The organism is Amycolatopsis sp. N2S4-7, assembly GCF_058119595.1.
This window is the reverse complement of sequence record NZ_CP172299.1, coordinates 3,411,387-3,431,094: the sequence shown is the minus strand read 5'-3', so window position 1 is coordinate 3,431,094 and position 19,708 is coordinate 3,411,387. Positions and strand designations below refer to the sequence as shown.

21 protein-coding genes are annotated in these 19,708 nt (G+C 71.5%); 12 read left to right on the top strand and 9 right to left on the bottom strand.

What is annotated here, in order from left to right; genetic code table 11:
* Window positions 1-2 precede the first annotated feature (2 nt).
* From ACH54P_RS15940 to ACH54P_RS15920, 5 genes are all read left to right on the top strand, one after another.
* The gene (locus tag ACH54P_RS15940) at window positions 3-1,157 is read left to right on the top strand and encodes an acyl-CoA dehydrogenase family protein (protein ID WP_489913411.1); all 1,155 of its coding nucleotides are present in this window, start codon (window positions 3-5) and stop codon (window positions 1,155-1,157) included.
* Window positions 1,154-2,062 (top strand): bifunctional MaoC family dehydratase N-terminal/OB-fold nucleic acid binding domain-containing protein, encoded by a 909-nt coding sequence (locus ACH54P_RS15935; protein ID WP_489913409.1) that lies wholly within the window; start codon window positions 1,154-1,156, stop codon window positions 2,060-2,062. Before ACH54P_RS15940 ends, ACH54P_RS15935 begins: the two co-directional genes overlap by 4 nt.
* Window positions 2,059-2,448 carry a MaoC family dehydratase gene (locus ACH54P_RS15930; protein WP_489913407.1) on the top strand — a complete coding sequence of 130 codons (390 nt, stop codon included), beginning with the start codon at window positions 2,059-2,061 and terminating at the stop codon, window positions 2,446-2,448. Before ACH54P_RS15935 ends, ACH54P_RS15930 begins: the two co-directional genes overlap by 4 nt.
* Complete coding sequence (locus ACH54P_RS15925; protein ID WP_489913405.1) at window positions 2,445-3,632, top strand: lipid-transfer protein; 1,188 nt, start codon at window positions 2,445-2,447, stop codon at window positions 3,630-3,632. Before ACH54P_RS15930 ends, ACH54P_RS15925 begins: the two co-directional genes overlap by 4 nt.
* Window positions 3,633-3,704: 72 nt before the next feature.
* Entirely contained in the window at window positions 3,705-4,250 is a 546-nt protein-coding gene (locus tag ACH54P_RS15920) for a DUF5134 domain-containing protein (RefSeq protein ID WP_489913403.1), read from the top strand.
* A gap of 84 nt (window positions 4,251-4,334) precedes the next feature.
* Here ACH54P_RS15920 and ACH54P_RS15915 read toward each other — a convergent pair whose 3' ends face one another.
* Genes ACH54P_RS15915 through kstD form a run of 6 tightly spaced genes read right to left on the bottom strand, consistent with a single transcriptional unit; the run spans window position 4,335 to window position 9,846 of the window.
* Entirely contained in the window at window positions 4,335-4,787 is a 453-nt protein-coding gene (locus ACH54P_RS15915; RefSeq protein WP_489913401.1) for a riboflavin kinase, read from the bottom strand.
* A 57-nt stretch (window positions 4,788-4,844) separates the two neighbouring features.
* Complete coding sequence (locus tag ACH54P_RS15910; protein WP_489913399.1) at window positions 4,845-5,690, bottom strand: MaoC/PaaZ C-terminal domain-containing protein; 846 nt, start codon at window positions 5,688-5,690, stop codon at window positions 4,845-4,847.
* A gap of 8 nt (window positions 5,691-5,698) precedes the next feature.
* The gene (locus tag ACH54P_RS15905; RefSeq protein WP_489913397.1) at window positions 5,699-6,733 is read right to left on the bottom strand and encodes a 2Fe-2S iron-sulfur cluster-binding protein; all 1,035 of its coding nucleotides are present in this window, start codon (window positions 6,731-6,733) and stop codon (window positions 5,699-5,701) included.
* Window positions 6,726-6,983, bottom strand: coding sequence for a hypothetical protein (locus tag ACH54P_RS15900; protein ID WP_489913395.1), 258 nt, complete (start codon window positions 6,981-6,983; stop codon window positions 6,726-6,728). The genes ACH54P_RS15905 and ACH54P_RS15900 overlap by 8 nt, the downstream gene beginning before the upstream one ends.
* A complete protein-coding gene (locus ACH54P_RS15895; protein ID WP_489913393.1) occupies window positions 6,980-8,185 on the bottom strand; it encodes a 3-ketosteroid-9-alpha-monooxygenase, oxygenase component in 1,206 nt (401 codons plus the stop codon). Before ACH54P_RS15895 ends, ACH54P_RS15900 begins: the two co-directional genes overlap by 4 nt.
* The gene (gene kstD, locus ACH54P_RS15890; protein WP_489913391.1) at window positions 8,182-9,846 is read right to left on the bottom strand and encodes a 3-oxosteroid 1-dehydrogenase; all 1,665 of its coding nucleotides are present in this window, start codon (window positions 9,844-9,846) and stop codon (window positions 8,182-8,184) included. The genes ACH54P_RS15895 and kstD overlap by 4 nt, the downstream gene beginning before the upstream one ends.
* A gap of 190 nt (window positions 9,847-10,036) precedes the next feature.
* On the opposite strand from kstD, the gene ACH54P_RS15885 reads away from it, so the two are divergent.
* The 6 genes from ACH54P_RS15885 (at window position 10,037) to ACH54P_RS15860 (ending at window position 15,949) form a co-directional block, all read left to right on the top strand.
* A complete protein-coding gene (locus tag ACH54P_RS15885; protein WP_489913389.1) occupies window positions 10,037-11,638 on the top strand; it encodes an FAD-binding protein in 1,602 nt (533 codons plus the stop codon).
* Window positions 11,639-11,749: 111 nt separating this feature from the next.
* Window positions 11,750-12,913, top strand: coding sequence for a 3-hydroxy-9,10-secoandrosta-1,3,5(10)-triene-9,17-dione monooxygenase oxygenase subunit (gene hsaA / locus ACH54P_RS15880; protein ID WP_489913387.1), 1,164 nt, complete (start codon window positions 11,750-11,752; stop codon window positions 12,911-12,913).
* Complete coding sequence (gene hsaD / locus ACH54P_RS15875) at window positions 12,913-13,758, top strand: 4,5:9,10-diseco-3-hydroxy-5,9,17-trioxoandrosta-1(10),2-diene-4-oate hydrolase (RefSeq protein WP_489913385.1); 846 nt, start codon at window positions 12,913-12,915, stop codon at window positions 13,756-13,758. The genes hsaA and hsaD overlap by 1 nt, the downstream gene beginning before the upstream one ends.
* Entirely contained in the window at window positions 13,758-14,669 is a 912-nt protein-coding gene (hsaC, locus tag ACH54P_RS15870) for an iron-dependent extradiol dioxygenase HsaC (RefSeq protein WP_489913383.1), read from the top strand. The genes hsaD and hsaC overlap by 1 nt, the downstream gene beginning before the upstream one ends.
* The gene (hsaB, locus tag ACH54P_RS15865; RefSeq protein ID WP_489913381.1) at window positions 14,666-15,205 is read left to right on the top strand and encodes a 3-hydroxy-9,10-secoandrosta-1,3,5(10)-triene-9,17-dione monooxygenase reductase subunit; all 540 of its coding nucleotides are present in this window, start codon (window positions 14,666-14,668) and stop codon (window positions 15,203-15,205) included. Before hsaC ends, hsaB begins: the two co-directional genes overlap by 4 nt.
* Before the next feature lie 144 nt (window positions 15,206-15,349).
* The gene (locus ACH54P_RS15860) at window positions 15,350-15,949 is read left to right on the top strand and encodes an Rv1733c family protein (protein WP_489913379.1); all 600 of its coding nucleotides are present in this window, start codon (window positions 15,350-15,352) and stop codon (window positions 15,947-15,949) included.
* On the opposite strand, the gene ACH54P_RS15855 is transcribed toward ACH54P_RS15860, so the two are convergent.
* From ACH54P_RS15855 to ACH54P_RS15845, 3 genes are read right to left on the bottom strand one after another with little or no spacing between them, the layout of a single operon-like run.
* Window positions 15,950-16,204 carry a Smr/MutS family protein gene (locus tag ACH54P_RS15855; RefSeq protein WP_155542207.1) on the bottom strand — a complete coding sequence of 85 codons (255 nt, stop codon included), beginning with the start codon at window positions 16,202-16,204 and terminating at the stop codon, window positions 15,950-15,952.
* A complete protein-coding gene (locus ACH54P_RS15850; protein ID WP_489913376.1) occupies window positions 16,201-17,262 on the bottom strand; it encodes an MBL fold metallo-hydrolase in 1,062 nt (353 codons plus the stop codon). The genes ACH54P_RS15855 and ACH54P_RS15850 overlap by 4 nt, the downstream gene beginning before the upstream one ends.
* A 9-nt stretch (window positions 17,263-17,271) precedes the next feature.
* Window positions 17,272-18,288 carry a fatty acid desaturase family protein gene (locus tag ACH54P_RS15845; protein ID WP_489913374.1) on the bottom strand — a complete coding sequence of 339 codons (1,017 nt, stop codon included), beginning with the start codon at window positions 18,286-18,288 and terminating at the stop codon, window positions 17,272-17,274.
* A 167-nt stretch (window positions 18,289-18,455) separates the two neighbouring features.
* On the opposite strand from ACH54P_RS15845, the gene ACH54P_RS15840 reads away from it, so the two are divergent.
* Window positions 18,456-19,706 (top strand): hypothetical protein, encoded by a 1,251-nt coding sequence (locus ACH54P_RS15840; RefSeq protein ID WP_489913373.1) that lies wholly within the window; start codon window positions 18,456-18,458, stop codon window positions 19,704-19,706.
* Window positions 19,707-19,708: the final 2 nt, after the last annotated feature.

The window sequence follows — 19,708 nt, the reverse complement described above, 5'->3', positions numbered from 1 at the left end:
GGATGCACGTCGAACTGACCGCGGCGCAACGGGAACTGCGCGCCGAGCTGCGGGCGTACTTCGCCGGGCTGATCAGCGACGAAGAACGCCGGGCGATGCGGCGCGAGCGGCACGGGCCGGTGTTCCGCGAGATCGTCCGCCGGATGGGCCGCGACGGCCGGCTCGGCGTCGGCTGGCCGGTCGAGTACGGCGGGCAGGGCTTCGGCGGGATCGAACAGCACCTCTTCGTCGACGAGGCCGCGCGCGCCGACGTCCAGCTGCCGTCGGTGACGCTGCAGACGGTCGGGCCGACGCTGCAGGAGTTCGGCACGGACGAGCAGAAGTCCTTCTTCCTGCCCAAGATCCTGGCCGGCGAGATCCACTTCGCGATCGGCTACACCGAGCCGGAGGCGGGCACCGACCTGGCGTCGCTGCGGACGACGGCGGTGCGCGACGGCGACGAGTACGTCGTCAACGGCCAGAAGATCTTCACCACCGGCGGGCACGACGCGGACTACCTCTGGCTCGCCGTGCGCACCGCGCCGGACGCGCCGAGGCACAAGGGCATCTCGATCCTCATCGTGGACACGAGCGACCCCGGGTACTCGTGGACGCCGATCATCACCTGCGACGGCGCCCACCACGTCAACGCGACGTACTACTCGGACGTCCGCGTGCCGGTGAACCGCTTGGTGGGCCAGGAGAACGCGGGCTGGCGGCTGATCACGACGCAGCTCAACCACGAGCGGGTCATGCTCGGCCCGGCCGGGCGGATCGGCGGGCTGTACGACCGCGTGCGCGCGTGGGCCGCCGCCCACGGGCTGCTGGACCTCGCCGACGTCCGGGCCGTGCTGGCCGAGGCCATGGCGGTGACGCGGGTGAACGAGCTGCTGAACTGGCAGGTCGCGGTGTCCTCGGCGAGCGCGCCGGTGGGCGTCGCCGACGCGTCGGCGACCAAGGTGTTCAGCTCCGAGATCATCCAGCGGATCGGCCGGGACCTCGAAGAGCTCGTCGGACGGCACGGAGACCTGGCCGATCCGGACACCGCCGAGCTGGCGGAATGGCTGGACGTCGCCGCGAAGCGCAACATCGTGCTGACCTTCGGCGGCGGGGTCAGCGAAATCCAGCGGGAGCTGATCGCGTCGATCGGCCTGGGCCTGCCGAGGGTGCCGCGATGACCATCGAAGAAGCCGCCGAAGAGATCGCCGCCCGCGGGAAGTCCTCGCCGCGCCTGGCGCGCGACCCCGTCAACCAGGCGATGGTGCACAACTGGGTCGAGGCGATCGGCGACGCCAACCCGGTGTACACCGATCCGGAGTTCGCCGCCTCGAGCGTCCACAAGGGACTCGTCGCGCCGCCCGCGATGGCGCAGGTGTGGACGATGAACGGCCTGCACGGCACCCGCGCGGACGACGACCCGCTCGGCGCGATGATGGCCGTGCTCGACGAGGCCGGGTTCACCTCGGTGGTGGCCACCAACTCCGAGCAGACCTACCACCGGTACCTGCGGCCGGGGGAGCACGTCGCGGCGACGACCGAGCTGGAGAGCGTCGCCGGCCCGAAGAAGACCGCGCTCGGCGAGGGCTGGTTCGTCACGACGCGGACGACGTGGTCCGTCGGGTCCGAAGCCGTGGCCGAGATGGTGTTCCGCGTGCTGAAGTTCCGCCCGCCGGCGCCGAAACCACCGCCCGCGCCCGTACTGCGGCCGGTGATCAGCCGGGACACCGGGTTCTTCTGGGACGGGCTGCGCGAAGGCGAGCTGCGGATCCAGCGCTGGGGCGAGACCCTGCGCCACCCGCCCGGGCCGATGCCGCCGGACGGCTCGCTGGACACGAAGCCGGACTACGTCGTGGCGAGCGGCCGCGGCACCGTGTACTCGTACGTCGTGCACCACCACCCGCCCGTGCCGGGCAAGGAGCTCCCGTTCGTCGTGGCCCTGGTCGAGCTGGAAGAAGGGGTCCGCGTGATGGCCGAGCTCCTCGACGCCGCGCCGGAGGAGGTCCACATCGGGCTCCCGGTGGTGGCGGCGTTCGTCCGCGTCGACGAAGACCTGACGCTGCCCGCGTGGAAGGTGGCCCGATGACCGCCGTCGCCGAGGGGACCGAGCTGCCGCCGCTGACGATCGAGGCGACGCCGACGTTCGTGGTCAGCACGGCGCTGGCCACCCGCGACTTCCAGGACGTGCACCACGACCGCGACGCGGCCGTCGAGCGCGGCTCGAAGGACATCTTCCTCAACATCCTCACCGACACCGGCCTCGTGCAGCGGTTCGTCTCGGCGTGGGCCGGGCCCGAGGCGCTGATCCGGTCGATCAAGATCCGGCTCGGCGTGCCCTGCTACGCCTACGACACCCTGACGTTCACCGGTCGCGTCGTCTCGGCCGACGGCCGCGACGTCGTCGTCGCGGTGTCCGGGGTGGACTCGCTCGGCGAGCACGTCGCCGGAACCGTGGAGGTGACCCTGCCGTGACCCTCTCGGGCCGGGCCGCCATCGCCGGGATCGGCGCGACGGAGTTCTCGAAGGACTCCGGGCGCAGCGAACTGCGGCTGGCGGCCGAATGCATCTCCCACGCGCTCGCCGACGCCGGGCTGAAGCCGTCCGACGTGGACGGGCTCGTGTCGTTCACGATGGACGGCAACGCCGAGATCGCGGTCGCGCGCGAGCTGGGCATCCCGGAGCTGAAGTTCTTCAGCCGCATCCACTACGGCGGGGGCGCCGCGGCGGCGACCGTGCAGCAGGCCGCCATGGCGGTGGCGACCGGCGTCGCGGACGTCGTCGTCGCCTACCGGGCGTTCAACGAACGGTCCGGGCACCGCTTCGGCCAGGTGTCGTCCGCGGCCGCGGGCCAGGTCAACTCGTCCGGCGTGGACAACGCGTTCCACTACCCGATGGGCATCGCGACCCCCGCCGCGACGGTGGCCATGGTCGCCCGGCGGTACCTCCACGACTACGGCGCGACGAGCGAGGACTTCGGCCGGGTCGCGGTGGTCGACCGCAAGCACGCGGCGACCAACCCGAACGCGTGGTTCCACGGGCGGCCGATCACCCTCGAGGAGCACCAGGCGTCACGCTGGGTGGCCGAGCCGCTGCACCTGCTCGACTGCTGCCAGGAGAGCGACGGCGGGGTCGCGCTCGTCGTGACGAGCCTGGCGCGGGCCCGCGACCTGGCTCGGCCGCCGGTGGTGATCGCGGCGGCGGCGCAGGGGAGCGGGCCGGACCAGTACGTGATGACCAGCTACTACCGCGACGACCTGGCCGCGCTGCCGGAGATGGGCGTCGTGGGCAGGCAGCTGTGGGCGCAGTCCGGCCTCGGACCGTCCGATGTGGACGTCGCGGTGCTCTACGACCACTTCACGCCGTACGTCCTGATGCAGCTGGAGGAGCTGGGCTTCTGCGGCCGCGGCGAAGCGAAGGACTTCATCGCCGACGGGGCGCTGGAGCTCGACGGCGCGTTGCCGCTCAACCCGCACGGCGGCCAGCTCGGCGAGGCGTACATCCACGGCATGAACGGCATCGCGGAGGGCGTGCGCCAGGTCCGCGGCACGGCGGTCAACCAGGTCGGCGGTGCGGCGCGGGTCCTGGTGACGGCGGGCACCGGCGTTCCCACGAGCGGACTCCTCCTGACGGGTGAGGCGACCGGGTCACCTCAATGACGGCTGGTGCGCGGCCGTCGTGGGTGTCACGGTGGAGACACCATCCACGACGGAGAGTGAGGTCGCGCCGCGATGCTGGTGGACTGGGCGCTCACCGCGGTGTTCGCGGCGCTGGTCCTGCCGTGCGTGCTGCGGCTCGTCCGCCTCGACTACGCGCGCCTGGGCCACGGCGTCCGCCACGGCGACCTGGCCGAGCTGCTGCTGGTGGTCGCGATGGTGGCGATGGTCTCCCCGGTCGGCGGCCCGATCCCGGCGGCGGGCTGGCAGGCCGTGCTCGTGCTGACGGCGGGCTGGTTCGCCGTGGCGTGGTGGCGGGGTGGCTCGGGGTGCGCCCACCACGCCCTGGCCGCGGCGGCGATGTTCTACATGGTCACCGCGATGCCCCACGGCGGCGGGGTGCACGGGCCGTGGCTGACGATGTCCACCATGGACGCCCGGCTGGCTCTGCCGCTGGTCGCGGTGGTCGCGGCGGCGTACTTCGTGTTCGACGCGGCACGCACGGGCGTGGTCGCGGTGCGCGGAGCGGAGACGCCCCCGGCGGGGGGCGTCTCGCGCGCGGTGTGCCGGGCGGTGATGGGCGCGGGGATGGGCTACACGTTGCTCGCGTCGGCCCTGTGACGGAGGCGGTGAGATCAGCCTTCGATCCGCCGGACGGGCTGTCCCGGGAGCCGCGGCGACGACGGGGTGACGGAGGCGGTGAGATCAGCCGTCGATCCGCCGGACCTCGCCGAGCGGGCTGTCCCCAGGGGCCGGGAGCGTCGCGGCCGGGTGGCCGGTCGTCCACTGGGTCGCCGCCGCGATGTCGTTCTTCAGCGCCGTGATCAGGTCCTCCGCCGAGGCGTACGCCTGCTGGTCGCGCAGGTGGGCGCCGAGCCACACCACGAGCGTCTCGCCGTAGAGGTCGCCGGTGAAGTCCAGGAGGTGGGCCTCCAGCAGGCGGTAGCCGTCGGCGCCGTAGTAGGTCGGGCGCCGGCCCACCGAGATCGCCGCCGGGACGCGGGTGCCGTCGGCCCGTTCGGCCCAGCCCGCCCACACCCCGTCGCCCACCGAGCCGTCCTGGTCGCGGAGGGCGATGTTGGCCGTGGGAAAGCCCAGCTCGCGCCCCCGCTGGTCGCCCGGCTCGACCGTGCCCCGCACCACGAAGTATTCCGGCATCGTGCTCCGTCCTCCCGAGGTCTCCCCACCTACGTTAGCGGGCGGCCGCCGGGGCGTTCAGAGCGTGGACAGGACCGCGTCCGCGAGCACCGGAGCGTCGTCCCGCTCCGCCGCCGACGTCGTGACCAGCAGGCGGCCGTCCTCCCGCCAGACCCGCGTCCGCAGCGTCTCCCCGGGGAACACCACGCCGGCGAACTTGGCGGCGAACGACCCGACCCGGGCCGGATCGCCGTCGAGGAACTCGTTCGTCAGGACCCGGGCCACGATGCCGTACGTGCACAGCCCGTGCAGGATCGGCCGCGGGAACCCGGCCGCCTCGGCGAACGCCGGGTCCGCGTGCAGCGGGTTCCGGTCGCCGCACAGGCGGTACAGCAGGGCCTGCTGGGGCAACGTCGGCGTCTCCAGCACCGCGTCCGGTTCGCGGGACGGCCACTCGAGCTTGTCCGAGGGACCGCGCGAGCCGCCGAAACCGCCTTCGCCGCGGGCGAAGATGCTCGACCGGGCCGTCCACAGGGGATCACCGGAAGACGAGGTCACCGTGACCTCCTGGATCACCACCGCCGCCTTGCCCTTGTCGTACACGTCGGCGATGCGGGACCGCGCGACCGCCTTGCCCGAAGCCGGGAGCGGCCGGTGCAGCGTGATCTCCTGCTTGCCGTGCAGCACCTTCGCCAGATCGATCTCCACGCCCGGGAACGACACCGCCGGCGGGTCGAACACGCGCAGGTTCGCCGCCACCGTCGCGAACGTCGGCAGCACCACCAGGTCCTTTTCGTACGTGTAGCGCAGTTCGTCCGGGCCCGCACCCAGGGCCAGGTGGTACAGCAGCACGTCCGACGACGTCCAGGCGAAGCTCACCTCGCCGATCTCGGCACCGACGGCGACGGCGGGATCGATGGGCACGGGTGCTCCTATTCGTAGCTGATCGAGACGTCGTCGGTGACCGGCAGCGACTGGCAGGCCAGCACGATGCCGTCCGCCATGTCCTCGGCGTCCAGGACCTCGTTGTGCAGCATCTTCACCTCACCCGAGACGATCCGGCACGCGCACGCGCTGCATTGTCCCTCGCGGCACGAGTACGGCGCGTCCATGCCCTGCTCCAGCAGGTGGTCCAGCAGCTTCCGCTGCCGTGGCCACGCCATCGACCGCGTCTCGCCGTCGAGCGACACCGTCAGCGACGCCGGGGCGGCGTCCGAGGCCGGTTCCTCCTCGACGGCCGCGACCTCCTCGAACGGATTCCCCGAGAGCGAGGTGAACTTTTCGACGTGCACCCGGTTCCGGGGCACCCCGAGCTGCCCGAGCGCCTCCCGCACCGCCGCCATGAACGGCGCCGGGCCGCACAGGAACGCCTCGAACGACGTGTACGCCGACGCCAGGCCCCGCAGCTGCGAGACGTCCGGCAGGCCCTGCACGCTTTCCAGCCAGTGCACGACGACCAGGCGGTCGCCGTAGCGCTTCGCCAGCGAAGCCAGCTCGCCCGCGAAGATCACGGAACGCTCGTCGCGGTTCGCGTAGACCAGCACGACCCGGCCGGACCCCTGCTCCAGCGCCGTCTTCAGGATCGCCATCACCGGGGTGATGCCGCTGCCGCCGGCGAACAGGAGGAAGTCCTCGTCGACCGACGACGGGCAGAACACGCCCGCCGGTGCCAGCACGTCCAGGGTCATCCCCGGTTTCAGCGACTCGCAGAGCCAGCTCGAGCCGTAGCCGCCGTCGGTCCGCTTGACCGTCACCTGCACGCGGTTCTCGTGCGGCGCGCTCGACAGCGAGTAGCACCGCGCCACCGAACCGGTCCGTTCGCTGGGGATCCGCAGGGTGAGGAACTGCCCCGCCGCGTAGCGGAACGCGGGCGCGTGCTCGGCCGGGATCTCGAACACCACCGAGCGCGCGTCCGGGGTCTCGACGACGACGTCGGCGACCGTCAGCGTGTAGACCCGCTCAGCCATCGGCCACCCCCAGCGTGCCTTCGCGCACCGCGTCGGAGATGCTGTCGGTCAGCTTCGGGCAGGTGTCGAGCAGCGCCGAAGGGGCGTCGGCGTCGGCGAACACGGGGCAGCTGTCGGCGGGCCGGGACGTCCACTGGATGCTCGTGTGCTGGATGCTGTTCTTCTTCACCAGCACGCAGGTCCCGCAGCTGCGGCACTCGTGCGGCCGCAGCCCGCCGGTCAGGAACTCGGCGGTCTCGGCGGTGGTCACCACCCGGCTCCTTGGGGGGTCCGGGGGGCGGAGCCCTCCGGGCTGGGTATGGGGGTTGCACCCCCATTGGGCACCGCCTCGGTCTTCTGACGGGCCAGGTTCTCCGCCACCTCCGCCGCCCACGCCTCGTTCGCCTTCGAAGTGTCCACTTCGAACTCGAAGCGCTGGGTCATGTCCTCGGTGACGTCGGCGACGTCGACGTAGAACTGCTGGTACCACCGGCGGAGCTGGTAGACCGGACCGTCCTCTTCGCACAGCAGCGGGTTGTCGATCTGCGTCTTGTGCTTCCAGATCTCGACGTCCTGCAGGAACCCCGCGCCGATGCCCTTCGCCAGCTTCGCCGCGATCTTGTCGGCGTGCTCGTCCGAGATCCCCGGCGGCTTCCGCACCTTCATCCCGTACTGCAGCACGAACGACGTCGGCGTCACGGGGTAGTGGCAGTTGATGAGCACGCTCTCGATCTCGTAGCCCTGGAACGAGTTCACCAGCTTGTTGATCATGTACGACGGCCCGAAGTACGACGCCTCCGACCGCAGCAGGTTCTCCTCGCCGCCGTAGTTCGACGCCATGCCCATGTCCGGGCGGCCCTTGGTGTTGAGGTACTGCGTGGCGATGTGACCCTCGAACACGTTCTTGAAGTACGTCGGGTAGGCGTAGTGGATGTAGAAGAAGTGGGCCATGTCGACGACGTTGTCGATGATCTCCCGGCAGTTCGAGCCGTCGATGAAGATCGAGTCCCACGTCCAGTTGCTCCACTCGGGGCTGTCGGCGGCCTCGATGAGCGGGATCGTCACCTCGTCCGGCGGCGGGTTGCCCTCGGGGTCGTGCCACACGAGCAGCTGCCCGTTGCGCTCGAGCGTCGTCCACGCCCGCGTCCGCGCGCGCAGCGGAACCCGCTTGGCGTAGGGGATCGCGACGCACTTGCCCTTGCCGTTCCAGCGCCAGTCGTGGAACGGGCACGCGACCTCGTCGCCCTTGACGCTGCCCTGGGTGAGGTCGCCGCCCATGTGCCGGCAGTAGCCGTCGAGGACGTTGAGCTCGCCCTTCGAGTCGGCGAACACGACCAGCTTCGTGCCGAACGCCGTGACGGCGTGCGGGTTCCCGTCGCGGAAGTTCCGGGCCAGGCCCAGGCAGTGCCAGCCGCGGGCGAACCGGGTCGGTGGCTCACCGGCGTAGATGGTGCGTACCGAATCCTGCGTCATCGCTGCCCTCCCGTGGTCCCTTGATCTTCGTTCGCCAGCCGCGCCGCCGCAAGGTAGCCGAACACCATGGCCGGGCCGATGGTCGCGCCCGGCCCGGCGTACGTCCGGCCCATCACGGCCGCGCTGACGTTGCCCGCGGCGTACAGCCCGGGCACCACCGAACCGTCTTCGCGCAGCACCCGCGCGTGTTCGTCGGTGCGCAGCCCGCCCTTGGTGCCCAGGTCGCCCGGCACGATCTTCACCGCGTAGAACGGGGCCTTGTCCAGGGGGCCGAGGCTGGGGTTGGGTTTGTTGCGCGGGTCGCCGTAGTAGTGGTCGTACTTGCTGACCCCGCGGTGGAAGTCTTCGTCGACGCCGTTGCGCGCGAAGCCGTTGAAGCGCTCGACCGTGGCTTCCAGCGCTTCGGCCGGGACGTCGATCTTCGCCGCCAGCCCGCCCAGGGTGGCCGACTTCGCCGCGATCCCGGCCTTGAACCAGCGGCCGGGCAGCGGCTGGCGCGGCCCGACACCGGTGAACATGTACCGGTCGCGGTTGCGCTGGTCGAACACCAGCCAGGTCGGGATGTGCTCGCCCGGCCCGTCCCCGGCGCCGTACATCGCGTGCACGGCTTCGACGTACGGCGCCGACTCGTTGACGAACCGCTCGCCGCGCGTGTCGACCATGATGCAGCCCGGCCGCGACCGCTCGGCCAGCGCGAACCACGGCCCGCCGGTGAGCGGCAGCGACGGCCCCCACCAGGCGTCGTCCATCAGGTCGAGGGCCGCGCCCAGCTTGAGGCCGGCGGCGATGCCGTCGCCGGTGTTGGCGGCCGCGCCGACGGTCCAGTCCGTGCCGATCGGTGCCCGCTGGTACTTCTCGCGCATCTCGAGGTTCTGCTCGAAGCCGCCGCTGGCGAGGATCACGCCCCGGCGTGCGTGGACGACGCCGTTGCCGGTGACGACACCGGTGACGCGGTCGCCGTCGACCCGCAGATCCGTCAACGCGGTGTTCAGCCGTACCTCGACACCGGCCCGGGCGAGCCCGGCCCGGAGCCCGGCCGCAAGCGCTTGCCCCATGCTCAGCAGCCGCTGCCCGCGCAGGCGCCCGGCCAGCCACTGGAGGCCCAGGGACAGCAGGCGCACGGTGCCGCGCGGGTGCCGGGCGAGCAGGCTCAGCCAGCGGTAGTCCGCCTGGGTGATCGGGACGCCGAGCGGGGGAGCGCTGTACGGCGGTTCGAGGTGGGCCAGCTCGTCGCCGAGCAGCTTGCCGTCGAGGGCCATCGGCTCGACCGACCGGCCGCCGGGCCGCCCGCCGGGGGCCTCGGGGTGGTAGTCGCTGTAGTCGCGGACCCAGCGGAACTTCAGCGGCGTGTGGTCGCAGACGAACTTCAGCACCTCGGGCCCGTGCGCGAGGAACGTGTCGCGCCGGACGGCCGGCACGACGTCGCCGACGATCGAGGCCAGGTACTCGCGCGCCCGTTCCGGCGGCTCGTCGATCCCGGCGGCCCGCAGCGCGTGGTTGCCGGGCAGCCAGACCCCGCCGCCGGAGCGCGCGGTCGAGCCGCCGAAGCAGGCCGCCTTCTCCAGGACGACGACGCTCAGGCCGCCGTGGGCCGCGGCCAGCGCGGCGGTCATCCCGGCGGCGCCACTGCCGACCACGACGACGTCGAACTGCTCCGTCATGCCACCTCACCTGTACAGAGTCGTTGTTGTCGATCCGGCCGGCAGCCACGGCGGATCGGCTGCCGGTGAGCAGGTCCGCGTCCGCCTGCTTTCGGCCGGATTGATAACGTGTTCCACGAAATGAGTATCCAGTTGGGAGCCGCTTCGGCCACCATAGACGAGAACGTGTTTCAGTTCTAGGGTAACGACCATGGACGAGCTCTTCGCGGACGTGGTCATCGTGGGGTTCGGGGCGGCCGGGGCCTGCGCCGCCCTCGAAGCGGCCGACGCGGGCGCCGACGTCGTCATCGTCGAGCGCTTCGCCGGCGGGGGCGCCAGCGCGGTCAGCGGTGGCGTCGTCTACGCCGGCGGCGGGACCCGGCAGCAACTCGACGCGGGCGTCGACGACTCCGTCGACGCGATGTACGCCTACCTGCGGCTCGAGGCCGGGGACGTCGTCTCGGAGGCGACGCTGAGGCGGTTCTGCGAGGGCAGCCCCGAGATGATCACCTGGCTGGAGGCCAACGGGGTCCCCTTCGAGGGCAGCCTCTGCCCGTACAAGACGTCGTACCCCAGCGACGAGCACTACCTCTACTACTCCGGCAGCGAAGCCGCCGGAGGCTTCCGCGACGCGGCGAAGCCGGCTCCGCGCGGACACCGCGTCAAGGGGCCCGGGACCTCGGGGAAGATGCTGATGGCGCGGCTCAAGGCGGCCGTGCGCGAGCGCGGCATCCGCGTGCTGACGCAGACGACCGCGCGCGCCCTGGTCCGCGACGACCGGGGCCGCGTCACCGGGCTCGTCGCCGACACGCTCAAGGACGCGTCCGCGGGGGTGCGCGCCCGCCACCAGCGCTTCGCGCAGTACGCCGCGAAGCCCGGGATCTACGTCCCGTCCTTGCGCCGGTCGCTGCACCGGCGGGTCGAGCGCTTCGAGCGCGCGCACGGCCGTGAGCTGCGGATATCCGCCCGGCGCGGAGTCGTGCTCGCCGCGGGCGGGTTCATCGCGAACCGCGAAATGGTGCGCGAACACGCGCCGCGGTACCGCGGCGGGCTCGCGCTCGGCACGTCCGCCGACGACGGTTCGGGCATCCGGATGGGGGTCGAAGCCGGGGGCGCCACCGCCGAGCTGGGCCGGATCTCCGCGTGGCGGTTCGTCACGCCGCCCAGCGCGTTCCTCGGCGGGATCATCGTCGACGCCGAGGGGCGGCGGGTCATCGACGAGTCCCGGTACGGCGCCGCCGTCGGGGAGAAGCTCATCGAGGAGCACGGGAGCCGGGGCTGGCTCCTCGTCGACGCGCCGATCGTGGCGGAGGCGCGCCGGGACGGCCGGAAGCAAAGCCAGTGGTTCCAATGGCTTCAGCTGCGGTACCTGCTGCGCCGGGGCCGCGTGCTCGGCACGACGGTCGAAGAGGTCGCGCGCAAGGCCGGTGTCGATCCCCAGGGGCTGCGCGCGAGCGTCGAGGCCTACCACGGCGCCGAGGATCCGATGGGCAAGCCCGTGGAGTTCGCGCGGCGGCTGGACAACCCGCCGTTCTCGCTCATCGACATCTCCGTGCGGCCCAACCTCGGCTACCCGACGCCGATGCTCACCCTCGGCGGCCTGGCCGTCGACGAGGACACCGGCGCGGTGCGGAGCACGGCGGGGGAGCCGATCCCCGGGCTGTACGCGGCCGGCCGCACCGCCGTGGGAATCTGTTCCAGGTCCTACGTGAGCGGTCTCTCCCTGGCCGACTGCGTGTTTTCCGGCCGCAGGGCGGGGATCAACAGTGCTCTGGCGCAGGGCGTTCTCGACAAAAACGAGAACGTGTTCTAGTCTCTGGGGGGAGCGAATCGAGAGAGGATTGCGCGTGAGCGAGCCTGCGAGCGAACAATTCAACACTGCGCGGTCGGCTCAGGCCGCGCCGAGCGTCAGCGAGGTGCGCGCATGAGCGAGCAGGTGATCGCCGGGGTCCGGGACCTCCTGCCGGTCCTGCGGGAACGGGCCCAGGACACCGAGGACGCGCGGCGCGTCCCCGAGGAGTCCGTCAAGGCCCTGCAGGAGACCGGGTTCTTCAAGATGCTGCAGCCGAAAACCCACGGCGGCTTCGAAACCGACCCGGTGAGCTTCTACACCGCGGTCAAGCTGATCGCGAGCGCGTGCGGGTCCACCGGCTGGGTCGCCTCCATCCTCGGCGTCCACCCGTGGCACGTGGCGCTGTTCGACGCGCAGGCCCAGCAGGAGGTCTGGGGTGCGGACGAGGACGTGCGGATCTCCTCGTCGTACGCCCCGATGGGCAAGGCGGAGGTCGTCGACGGCGGCTACCGGCTGTCCGGCCGGTGGAGCTTCTCCTCCGGCTGCGACCACTGCACGTGGGTGCTGCTCGGGGGACCGGCGTTCAAGGACGGCAAGCCGGTCGACTTCTGCACCTACCTGCTGCCGATCGCCGACTACTCCATTGTGGACGTCTGGGACACGGTCGGCCTGCGCGGCACCGGCTCGAACGACATCGTCGTCGAGGACGTCTTCGTGCCGCAGCACCGGGCGCTGAGCTTCATCGCGACGTCGAAGTGCAAGGTGCCGGGCCAGGCCGTCAACCCCGGGCCGCTGTACCGGCTCCCGTACGGTTCGGTGCACCCGACCACGATCACCGCGCCGATCATCGGCATGGCCCAGGGGGCCTACGACGCGCACGTCGAGCACCAGCGCAAGCGGGTCCGGGCCGCGTACGCGGGCGAGCAGTCCAAAGAGGACCCGTTCGCCAAGGTGCGGATCGCCGAGGCGGCCAGCGAGATCGACGCCGCGTGGCTGCAGCTGACCCGCAACATCGACGACCTGTACGAGCTCGCCAAGCGTGAAGAACGGCTGCCGGTGGACCTGCGGCTGCGCGTCCGGCGCGACCAGGTGCGCGGCACGGAACGCGCGATCTCCGCGATCGACCGGCTCTTCGAGAACTCCGGCGGCCGCGCGATCCAGCGCGGCACCCCGATCCAGCGCTTCTGGCGCGACGCGCACGCCGGCCGCGTCCACGCGGCCAACGACGCCGAGCGCGCGTACGTCATGTTCGGCACCGGCGCCTTCGGGCTGCCCGTCGAGAACGCGATGTACTGATGGCCGCTCCGGAAGGCAAGTACGTCCAGGCGGGCTCGCTGAACCTGCACTACCACGAGGCCGGTGCGGAACACGCCGAGACCGTGATCCTGCTGCACGGCGGCGGGCCCGGCGCGTCGGCGTGGAGCAACTTCGGGCGCAACCTGCCGGAGTTCGCCAAGCACTACCGGACGATCGCCGTCGACCAGCCCGGCTTCGGCCGCTCCGACAAGCCGGCCGAGCACCCGCAGTACTTCCGGCACAGCGCCGACGCCGTCGTCGGCCTGATGGACGCGCTCGGGATCGAACGCGCCCACTTCGTCGGCAACTCCCTCGGCGGCGGGGCGGCGGTGCGGCTCGCGCTGAACCACGGCAAGCGGGCCGGGCGGCTGGTGCTGATGGGGCCGGGCGGGCTGAGCGTCAACGTCTTCGCGCCCGACCCGACCGAAGGCGTCAAGAACCTCGGCCGGTTCGCGGCCGCGCCTTCGCGCGAGCGGATGGAGGCGTTCCTCCGGATCATGGTCCACGACCAGGGCCTGATCACCGACGAGCTGATCGACGACCGCTTCGCCGCCGCGAACACCCCGGAGTCGCTGGCCGCCATGCGCGCCATGGGGATGTCGTTCGCGCAGCCCGATACGTACGAAGAAGGCATGCTCTGGCGCGAGGCCCACCGCCTGCGCCAGCGCGTGCTCCTGATCTGGGGACGCGAAGACCGCGTCAACCCGCTCGACGGCGCGTTGCTCGCGCTGAAGACGATTCCGCGCGCGCAGCTGCACGTGTTCGGCGGCTGCGGGCACTGGGCCCAGCTGGAGAAGTTCGACGAGTTCAACCGGCTGGCCCTCGACTTCCTCGGGAGTTCCTGATGGGCATCCGGTCACTGGGCTACCTCCGCATCGAAGCCACCGACATGGCGGCCTGGCGCGAGTACGGGCTCAAGGTGCTCGGCATGGTCGAAGGCAGCGGCACCAACCCGGACGCGCTCTACCTCCGCATGGACGACTTCCCGGCGCGCCTGGTCATCTCCCCGGGTGACGCGGACCGGCTGGCCGTCACCGGCTGGGAGGTCGCGAACGCGGGCGAGCTCGACGAGCTGCGGTCGCGTTTGGACAGTGCGTCGGCGCCCTACAAGGAGGGCACCCCGGACGAGCTGGCCGACCGGCGCGTCGACGAGCTGATCAGCTTCGACGACCCGTCCGGCAACACCCAGGAGGTGTTCCACGGCGTCGCCCTGCAGCACCGGCGCGTCGTCAGCCCGTACGGCCACACGTTCGTCACCGGCGAGCAGGGCCTCGGCCACGTCGTCCTGTCCACCAAGGACGACGAGGCGTCGCTGCGGTTCTACCGCGACGTCCTCGGCTTCCGGCTGCGCGACTCGATGCGCCTGCCGCCGCAGATGGTCGGCCGGCCCGCCGACGGCCCGCCCGCGTGGCTGCGGTTCTTCGGCTGCAACCCGCGGCACCACAGCCTCGCGTTCCTGCCGATGCCGACGCCGAGCGGGATCGTGCACCTGATGGTCGAGGTCGAGAACACCGACGACGTCGGCCTGTGCCTCGACCGCGCGATCCGGCGGAAGGTGCCGATGTCGGCCACCCTCGGCCGGCACGTCAACGACCTGATGCTGTCGTTCTACATGAAGACCCCCGGCGGCTTCGACGTCGAATTCGGCTGCGAAGGCCGCCAGGTCGACGACGACAACTGGATCGCCCGCGAGAGCACCGCGGTCTCGCTGTGGGGGCACGACTTCTCGGTCGGCGCGCGGCCCCCGGGATCATGACCTCGGTGGCGGTCGACGAGACCGAGTTCCGCAGCGTGCTCGGGCACTTCTGCACGGGCGTCACCGTCGTCACCGGCCGCGACGGCGACACCCTCGCCGGGTTCGCCTGCCAGTCGTTCGCCGCGCTGTCGCTCGACCCGCCCCTGGTGCTGTTCTGCCCGGCCCGCACGTCGCGGACGTGGCCGGTGCTGGCCGCGGCGGGCCGGTTCGCGGTCAACGTCCTGGCCGAGGACCAGCAGGAGGTCAGCGCGGTGTTCGGCGCCCGCGGCCAGGACAAGTTCGCCCGGGTCGGCTGGACACCCGCGCCGTCCGGGGCGCCGCTGCTCGACGGCGCGCTGACCTGGATCGACTGCGAACTGGAGGCGGTGCACGAGGCGGGCGACCACTACGTCGTGATCGGCCGGGTCACGGCGCTGGGGACGCCGTCGGACGCGCGGCCGCTGCTGTTCCACCGCGGCCGGTACGCCGTCACCGAGCCGGCCCGGGACGCCCTGTCCGCGCTGATGCCGTGGCCACGTCCCGACGACTGGCTGTGACCGGCCATCGCCGTGGGTTAGCGCGACCGGGTGGTTGTGCACCGTTTCACAGGTGGGCCGCATCCCATTCACGAGAGAAAGGCGACACCCGGCGCGCACACTGGATCCCGAGATGACGTTTTCCCGGGGAGGAGTGAGTCGCGCATGCGTGGGCCCAGCGGACGGATCGCCCGGTTCCGGCGCCGGTTGCACCCGGGCCGCAACCCCCTGACGCGGACGGGGGACCGGTTCGAAGCGGCCCTGCTGATGCTGCTGATCGCGGGCGCGCTCCTGGCCCTGCCCTTCGCGGCGGCGTTCGGCTCCGAGACCTACGCGGCGCAGACCGCCCGCGCCGAGCAGGAGCGCACCACCCGCCACCCGGCGACCGCGGTCTCGCTCACCCCGGCGTCCAACCAGCCGTACAGCACCGACGGCGCCGGCGCCCCCGCCGACCAGACGACGGTCCAGGCCGCCTGGTTCGACGCACGCGGTGCCCGCCACACCGGCGACGTCCTGGCCGACGCGGGCAGCCCCGCGGGCACGCGCGTGGAGGTGTGGCTCGACCAGCACGGCGAGCTGACGGCGGAACCGCTGTCCCCGGCCACCTCGGCGGCCGACGGCGTCTTCGCGGCGATCCTGCTCTGGGTCGCGATCACGGGGACGCTGGCCGGTTTGTACGGCGCGGGCCGGTTCGTCCTGGGCCGCCTCCACTCGGCGGCCTGGGACCGCGCCTGGGCCGAAGCCCGCCACGACAGCCGCTTCTGATCACTTCCAGCGGAAGTGCACGAACACCCGGCCGAAGTTGTCCTTGTCCTTCTCGATCCGGTGGTAGAGCGCCTTGACGTCCTTGCGCTCGAGGAACCGCAGGACGTGCTTCTTCAGCTGACCGGACCCCTTGCCGGGGATGATCTCGACGAGCGGCGCCTTCTTGGCGACGGCCTCGTCGATGATCGCCTTGAGCGCCCGGTCGATCTCCCCGCCGCGGTTGTAGATGTCGTGAAGGTCCAGTTTCAGCTTCACAGCCCCTGCCACCAGCCGTCCACCGGCGGGGGAGCGGTGACGTCGATGCGCTCGCCCGGGCGGGGGACCGCCAGGGGCAGGTCGGCCGCCTTCGCTTCGCGCCACACGCGGTCCGCCGGCTCGCCCCACGGGTGCATGGCCAGCTGGAACGTCGCCCAGTGCACCGGGACCAGCAGCTTCGCCCGCACGTCGAGCCCGGCGGCGACGCCTTCCTCCGGGGTCATGTGGATGTCCGGCCAGTGCGGGGCGTACGCGCCGATCTGGATCAGCGCCGCGTCGAACGGGCCGTGCTCCTCGCCGATCTTCGCGAATCCGTCGAAATACCCCGTGTCACCGCTGTAGAAGACGCGGTGGGCCGGCCCCAGCAGCGCCCAGGACGTCCACAGCGTGCCGTCGTTCGCGATGCCGCGGCCGGAGAAGTGCTGGGCCGGTGTCGCGACGAACCGGACACCCGCCACCGTCGCTTCCTCGGTCCAGTCCAGTTCGATGATCCGGCCGGCCGGGACGTGCCAGCGCTCCAGGTGCGCGCCGACCCCGAGCGGCACCAGGAACGGCGCCTCGGACGAAGCCACCAGCGCCCGGACCGTGGCCAGGTCCAGGTGGTCGTAGTGGTCGTGCGAGATGACGACGGCGTCGACCCGGCCGAGCCCGGACAGCGGCACCGGCGGCTCGTGCAGCCGCCGCGGCCCGGCGAACGCGGCGGGCGACACCCGGTCGCTCCACACCGGGTCGAGCAGCACGCGGGCGCCGTCGAGCTCGATCAGCGCAGACGCGTGGCCGTACCAGGTCAGGTGCAGGCCGTCGGCCGCCTCGACCGGCGCCGACGCGACCAGCGGCACCGGGCGAGCGGGTCTGCGCAGCTCGCGGTGCTCGCCGAAGAACATCTCGCGGAAGATGGTCCGCATCGCCGCCGCCGTCATCGGGTGCCGCGGCGCGACGTTGCGGAACACCTTGCCGTCGAACTGCGGCGAGGAGCGGACCCGCTCGGCGCGGGCGCCGGCGGCCTTCGCGCCGAACGCCGCCGGCAGGTCACGCAGAGCTGCGATCGTGTTCCTCATGACCCGAGTCTACGAACGGTTCCTGAGAGGGGCCCCAGCTTCATGCAGGTGGGTGAGCGCCTGCCGGTAGGACTCGGCCAGGCTCGTCTCCAGGTAGGGGACGCCGAGCTCCGCGCAGTAGGCCCGCACGATCGGCTGGGCCCGCCGCAGGTGCGGCGACGGCATGCTCGGGAACAGGTGGTGCTCGATCTGGTAGTTGAGGCCGCCGAGAGCGACGTCGGTCACGACGCCGCCGCGGACGTTGCGGGAGGTCAGCACCTGCTTGCGGAGGAAGTCGAGCTCGGTCCGCCCGGTCAGCGTCGGCATGCCCTTGTGGTTGGGCGCGAAGATCGATCCCATGTAGACACCCCACAGTCCCTGGTGGACGGCGAAGAACAGCAACGCCATCCCGGGCGAGAGCACGGTGAACAGGGCGCTGAAGTACAGGACGAAGTGCAGGGCGAGCAACGCGGCTTCGGTCTTGCGGTGGCGCAGTCCCGGCTTGCGGACCGCGCGGATGCCGGACCAGTGCAGGTTCAGGCCTTCGAGGGTGAGCAGCGGGAAGAACAGGAAGGCCTGGTACCGGCCGATGAACCGCGGCACGCCGCGGCTGGCGCGGGCCTGGTTCTTCGACCACACGAGGATGTCCGGGTCGACGTCGGGGTCGAGCTCCTCGTGGTTCGGGTTGGCGTGGTGGCGGGTGTGCTTGTCCATCCACCAGCCGTAGCTCATCCCGATGCCGAGGTTCCCGGCCAGCATCCCGGCGATCTCGGTGGGCCGGCGGCGCCGGAACACCTGCTTGTGGGCGAGGTCGTGGGAGAGCAGCGCGATCTGGCCGAACATCACGGCCATGAACGCCGCGACGGCCAGCTGCCACCACGAGTTCCCGAGCAGCGCGAAGGCCACCCACCCGGCGGCGAACAGCCCGGTCACCACGGCGATCCGGGCGACGTAGTAGCCGGGACGGCGGGCCATCAGCCCGGCGGCGGAGATGCGGTGGGTCAACCGGGCGAAGTCGCTGCCGGTGCTGATCTCTGTCGTGGTCACACACGAAGTCTTCGCCGCGGCGGGCGTCGCGGGAATCCGGTGGGCTCCCCACGCCTTCGGGGGGCCAGCCCTACCGGCCGCGCTGGTATGGGCGCCCGTTTCCGGCTCGTTCCCCGGCAGCGGCCGGTAGTCTTGCTGCCCGGCACGATCGAGGCAGGGGAGGGCCGGTGCGGGAAGTTCTCGGCGAAGCCGGGCTGTATTTCGGTGTCGCAGCCGTGTTTCTCGTGGCCAACCTGACTTGGGCGAGGACGTGTTCGGACCTGCTCGCCTTGCACGTGGAAAAGAAGTACCGCGGGGACCTGGCCGGCACGGAGTTCGAGTACCGGAAGCGGCCCAGAAGGATCCTGTTCGCTCTCGGCGGGCTCCTTTTGGCGGGGATCCCGGTCGCCACCCTGAGCGCGATCACCGTTCCGGCGGTGAGGAACCTGCAGTCGGTGGTCATTCCCGCGGTGTTCGTGGCCGCCCTGGCCGAGGTCTACCTGAGGGTTCCGTGGACGGTCACCTCGAGAATTCGCCTGGTGGTCGAGGGTTTCGACACTCCTGCCTGGGAGGACGCCTTCATGGCGCCATCGCGGACGGCGTCGATCATTCTCTGCCTGCGCATCGCCAAACGCGAAGTCTGCGCTGTCCTGGTTTTCGCGAGTTTCGTTCAGGCGTTTGCCTTGAGGCTCCCCGCCACGCTGTTCATGGCGGGCGCCGCCGGTCGCGGCGAAGGAATCTGGCGGTCGGCCGCGCTGGTGGCGTGCCTGCTGCTGACGTACGCCGCCGCGCGGACCGGGCTGCGCCTGTACCTGTACCTGTTCCCCGAAATGTTCATCGCCTCCCGGGCCGTCGCCGAAGCCGAACGAGTCGCCGGCGGGGAGCGGGAACTGCTCACCCTGCCCATGCTCGGCCGCAGGCGTGCCGACGGGCCGGTCGAGCCGGTGAGCCCGGGCTACCGGCTGTTCGCGCCGAAAGAATGGCGAGGCGACCGGCATGCCGAGATCGTCTCCCTGGCTCGGTCGATCACGCGGGCACCCCGGCGGTTCAGGCGCCGGTTCACGCAAGCGCAGGTGGGCGTCATCGAGCGGGCGGCCGGAACTCTGTGTTCCACCTTGCTGGCCGGGTCCGTGCACAGTTCGACCCAGGATGAAGTGGTCACCCGGTGCCTTCCCTATGCGGCTTCCCTGGTGTTCCACCGGGATCCGGTGTTCGTCGCCGGGGAAATCCTGCGGAACTTCGAAACCGGCGACGACCACGGGGACGTCAAGATCGGCGGCCGTGGGGTGGCCGGCGCGCTCGGGGCGTTCAACGAACTGGTGAAGACCACCGGTCCGCTCCTGCGGCTGCTGGCCCTCGTGGCGTTGCTGGCGATCCTGGTGTCGCTGGGCCGAACCCCCGAAGTGCCGGACTTCCTCAAGAAGCTCCTGGGCGGCTGACC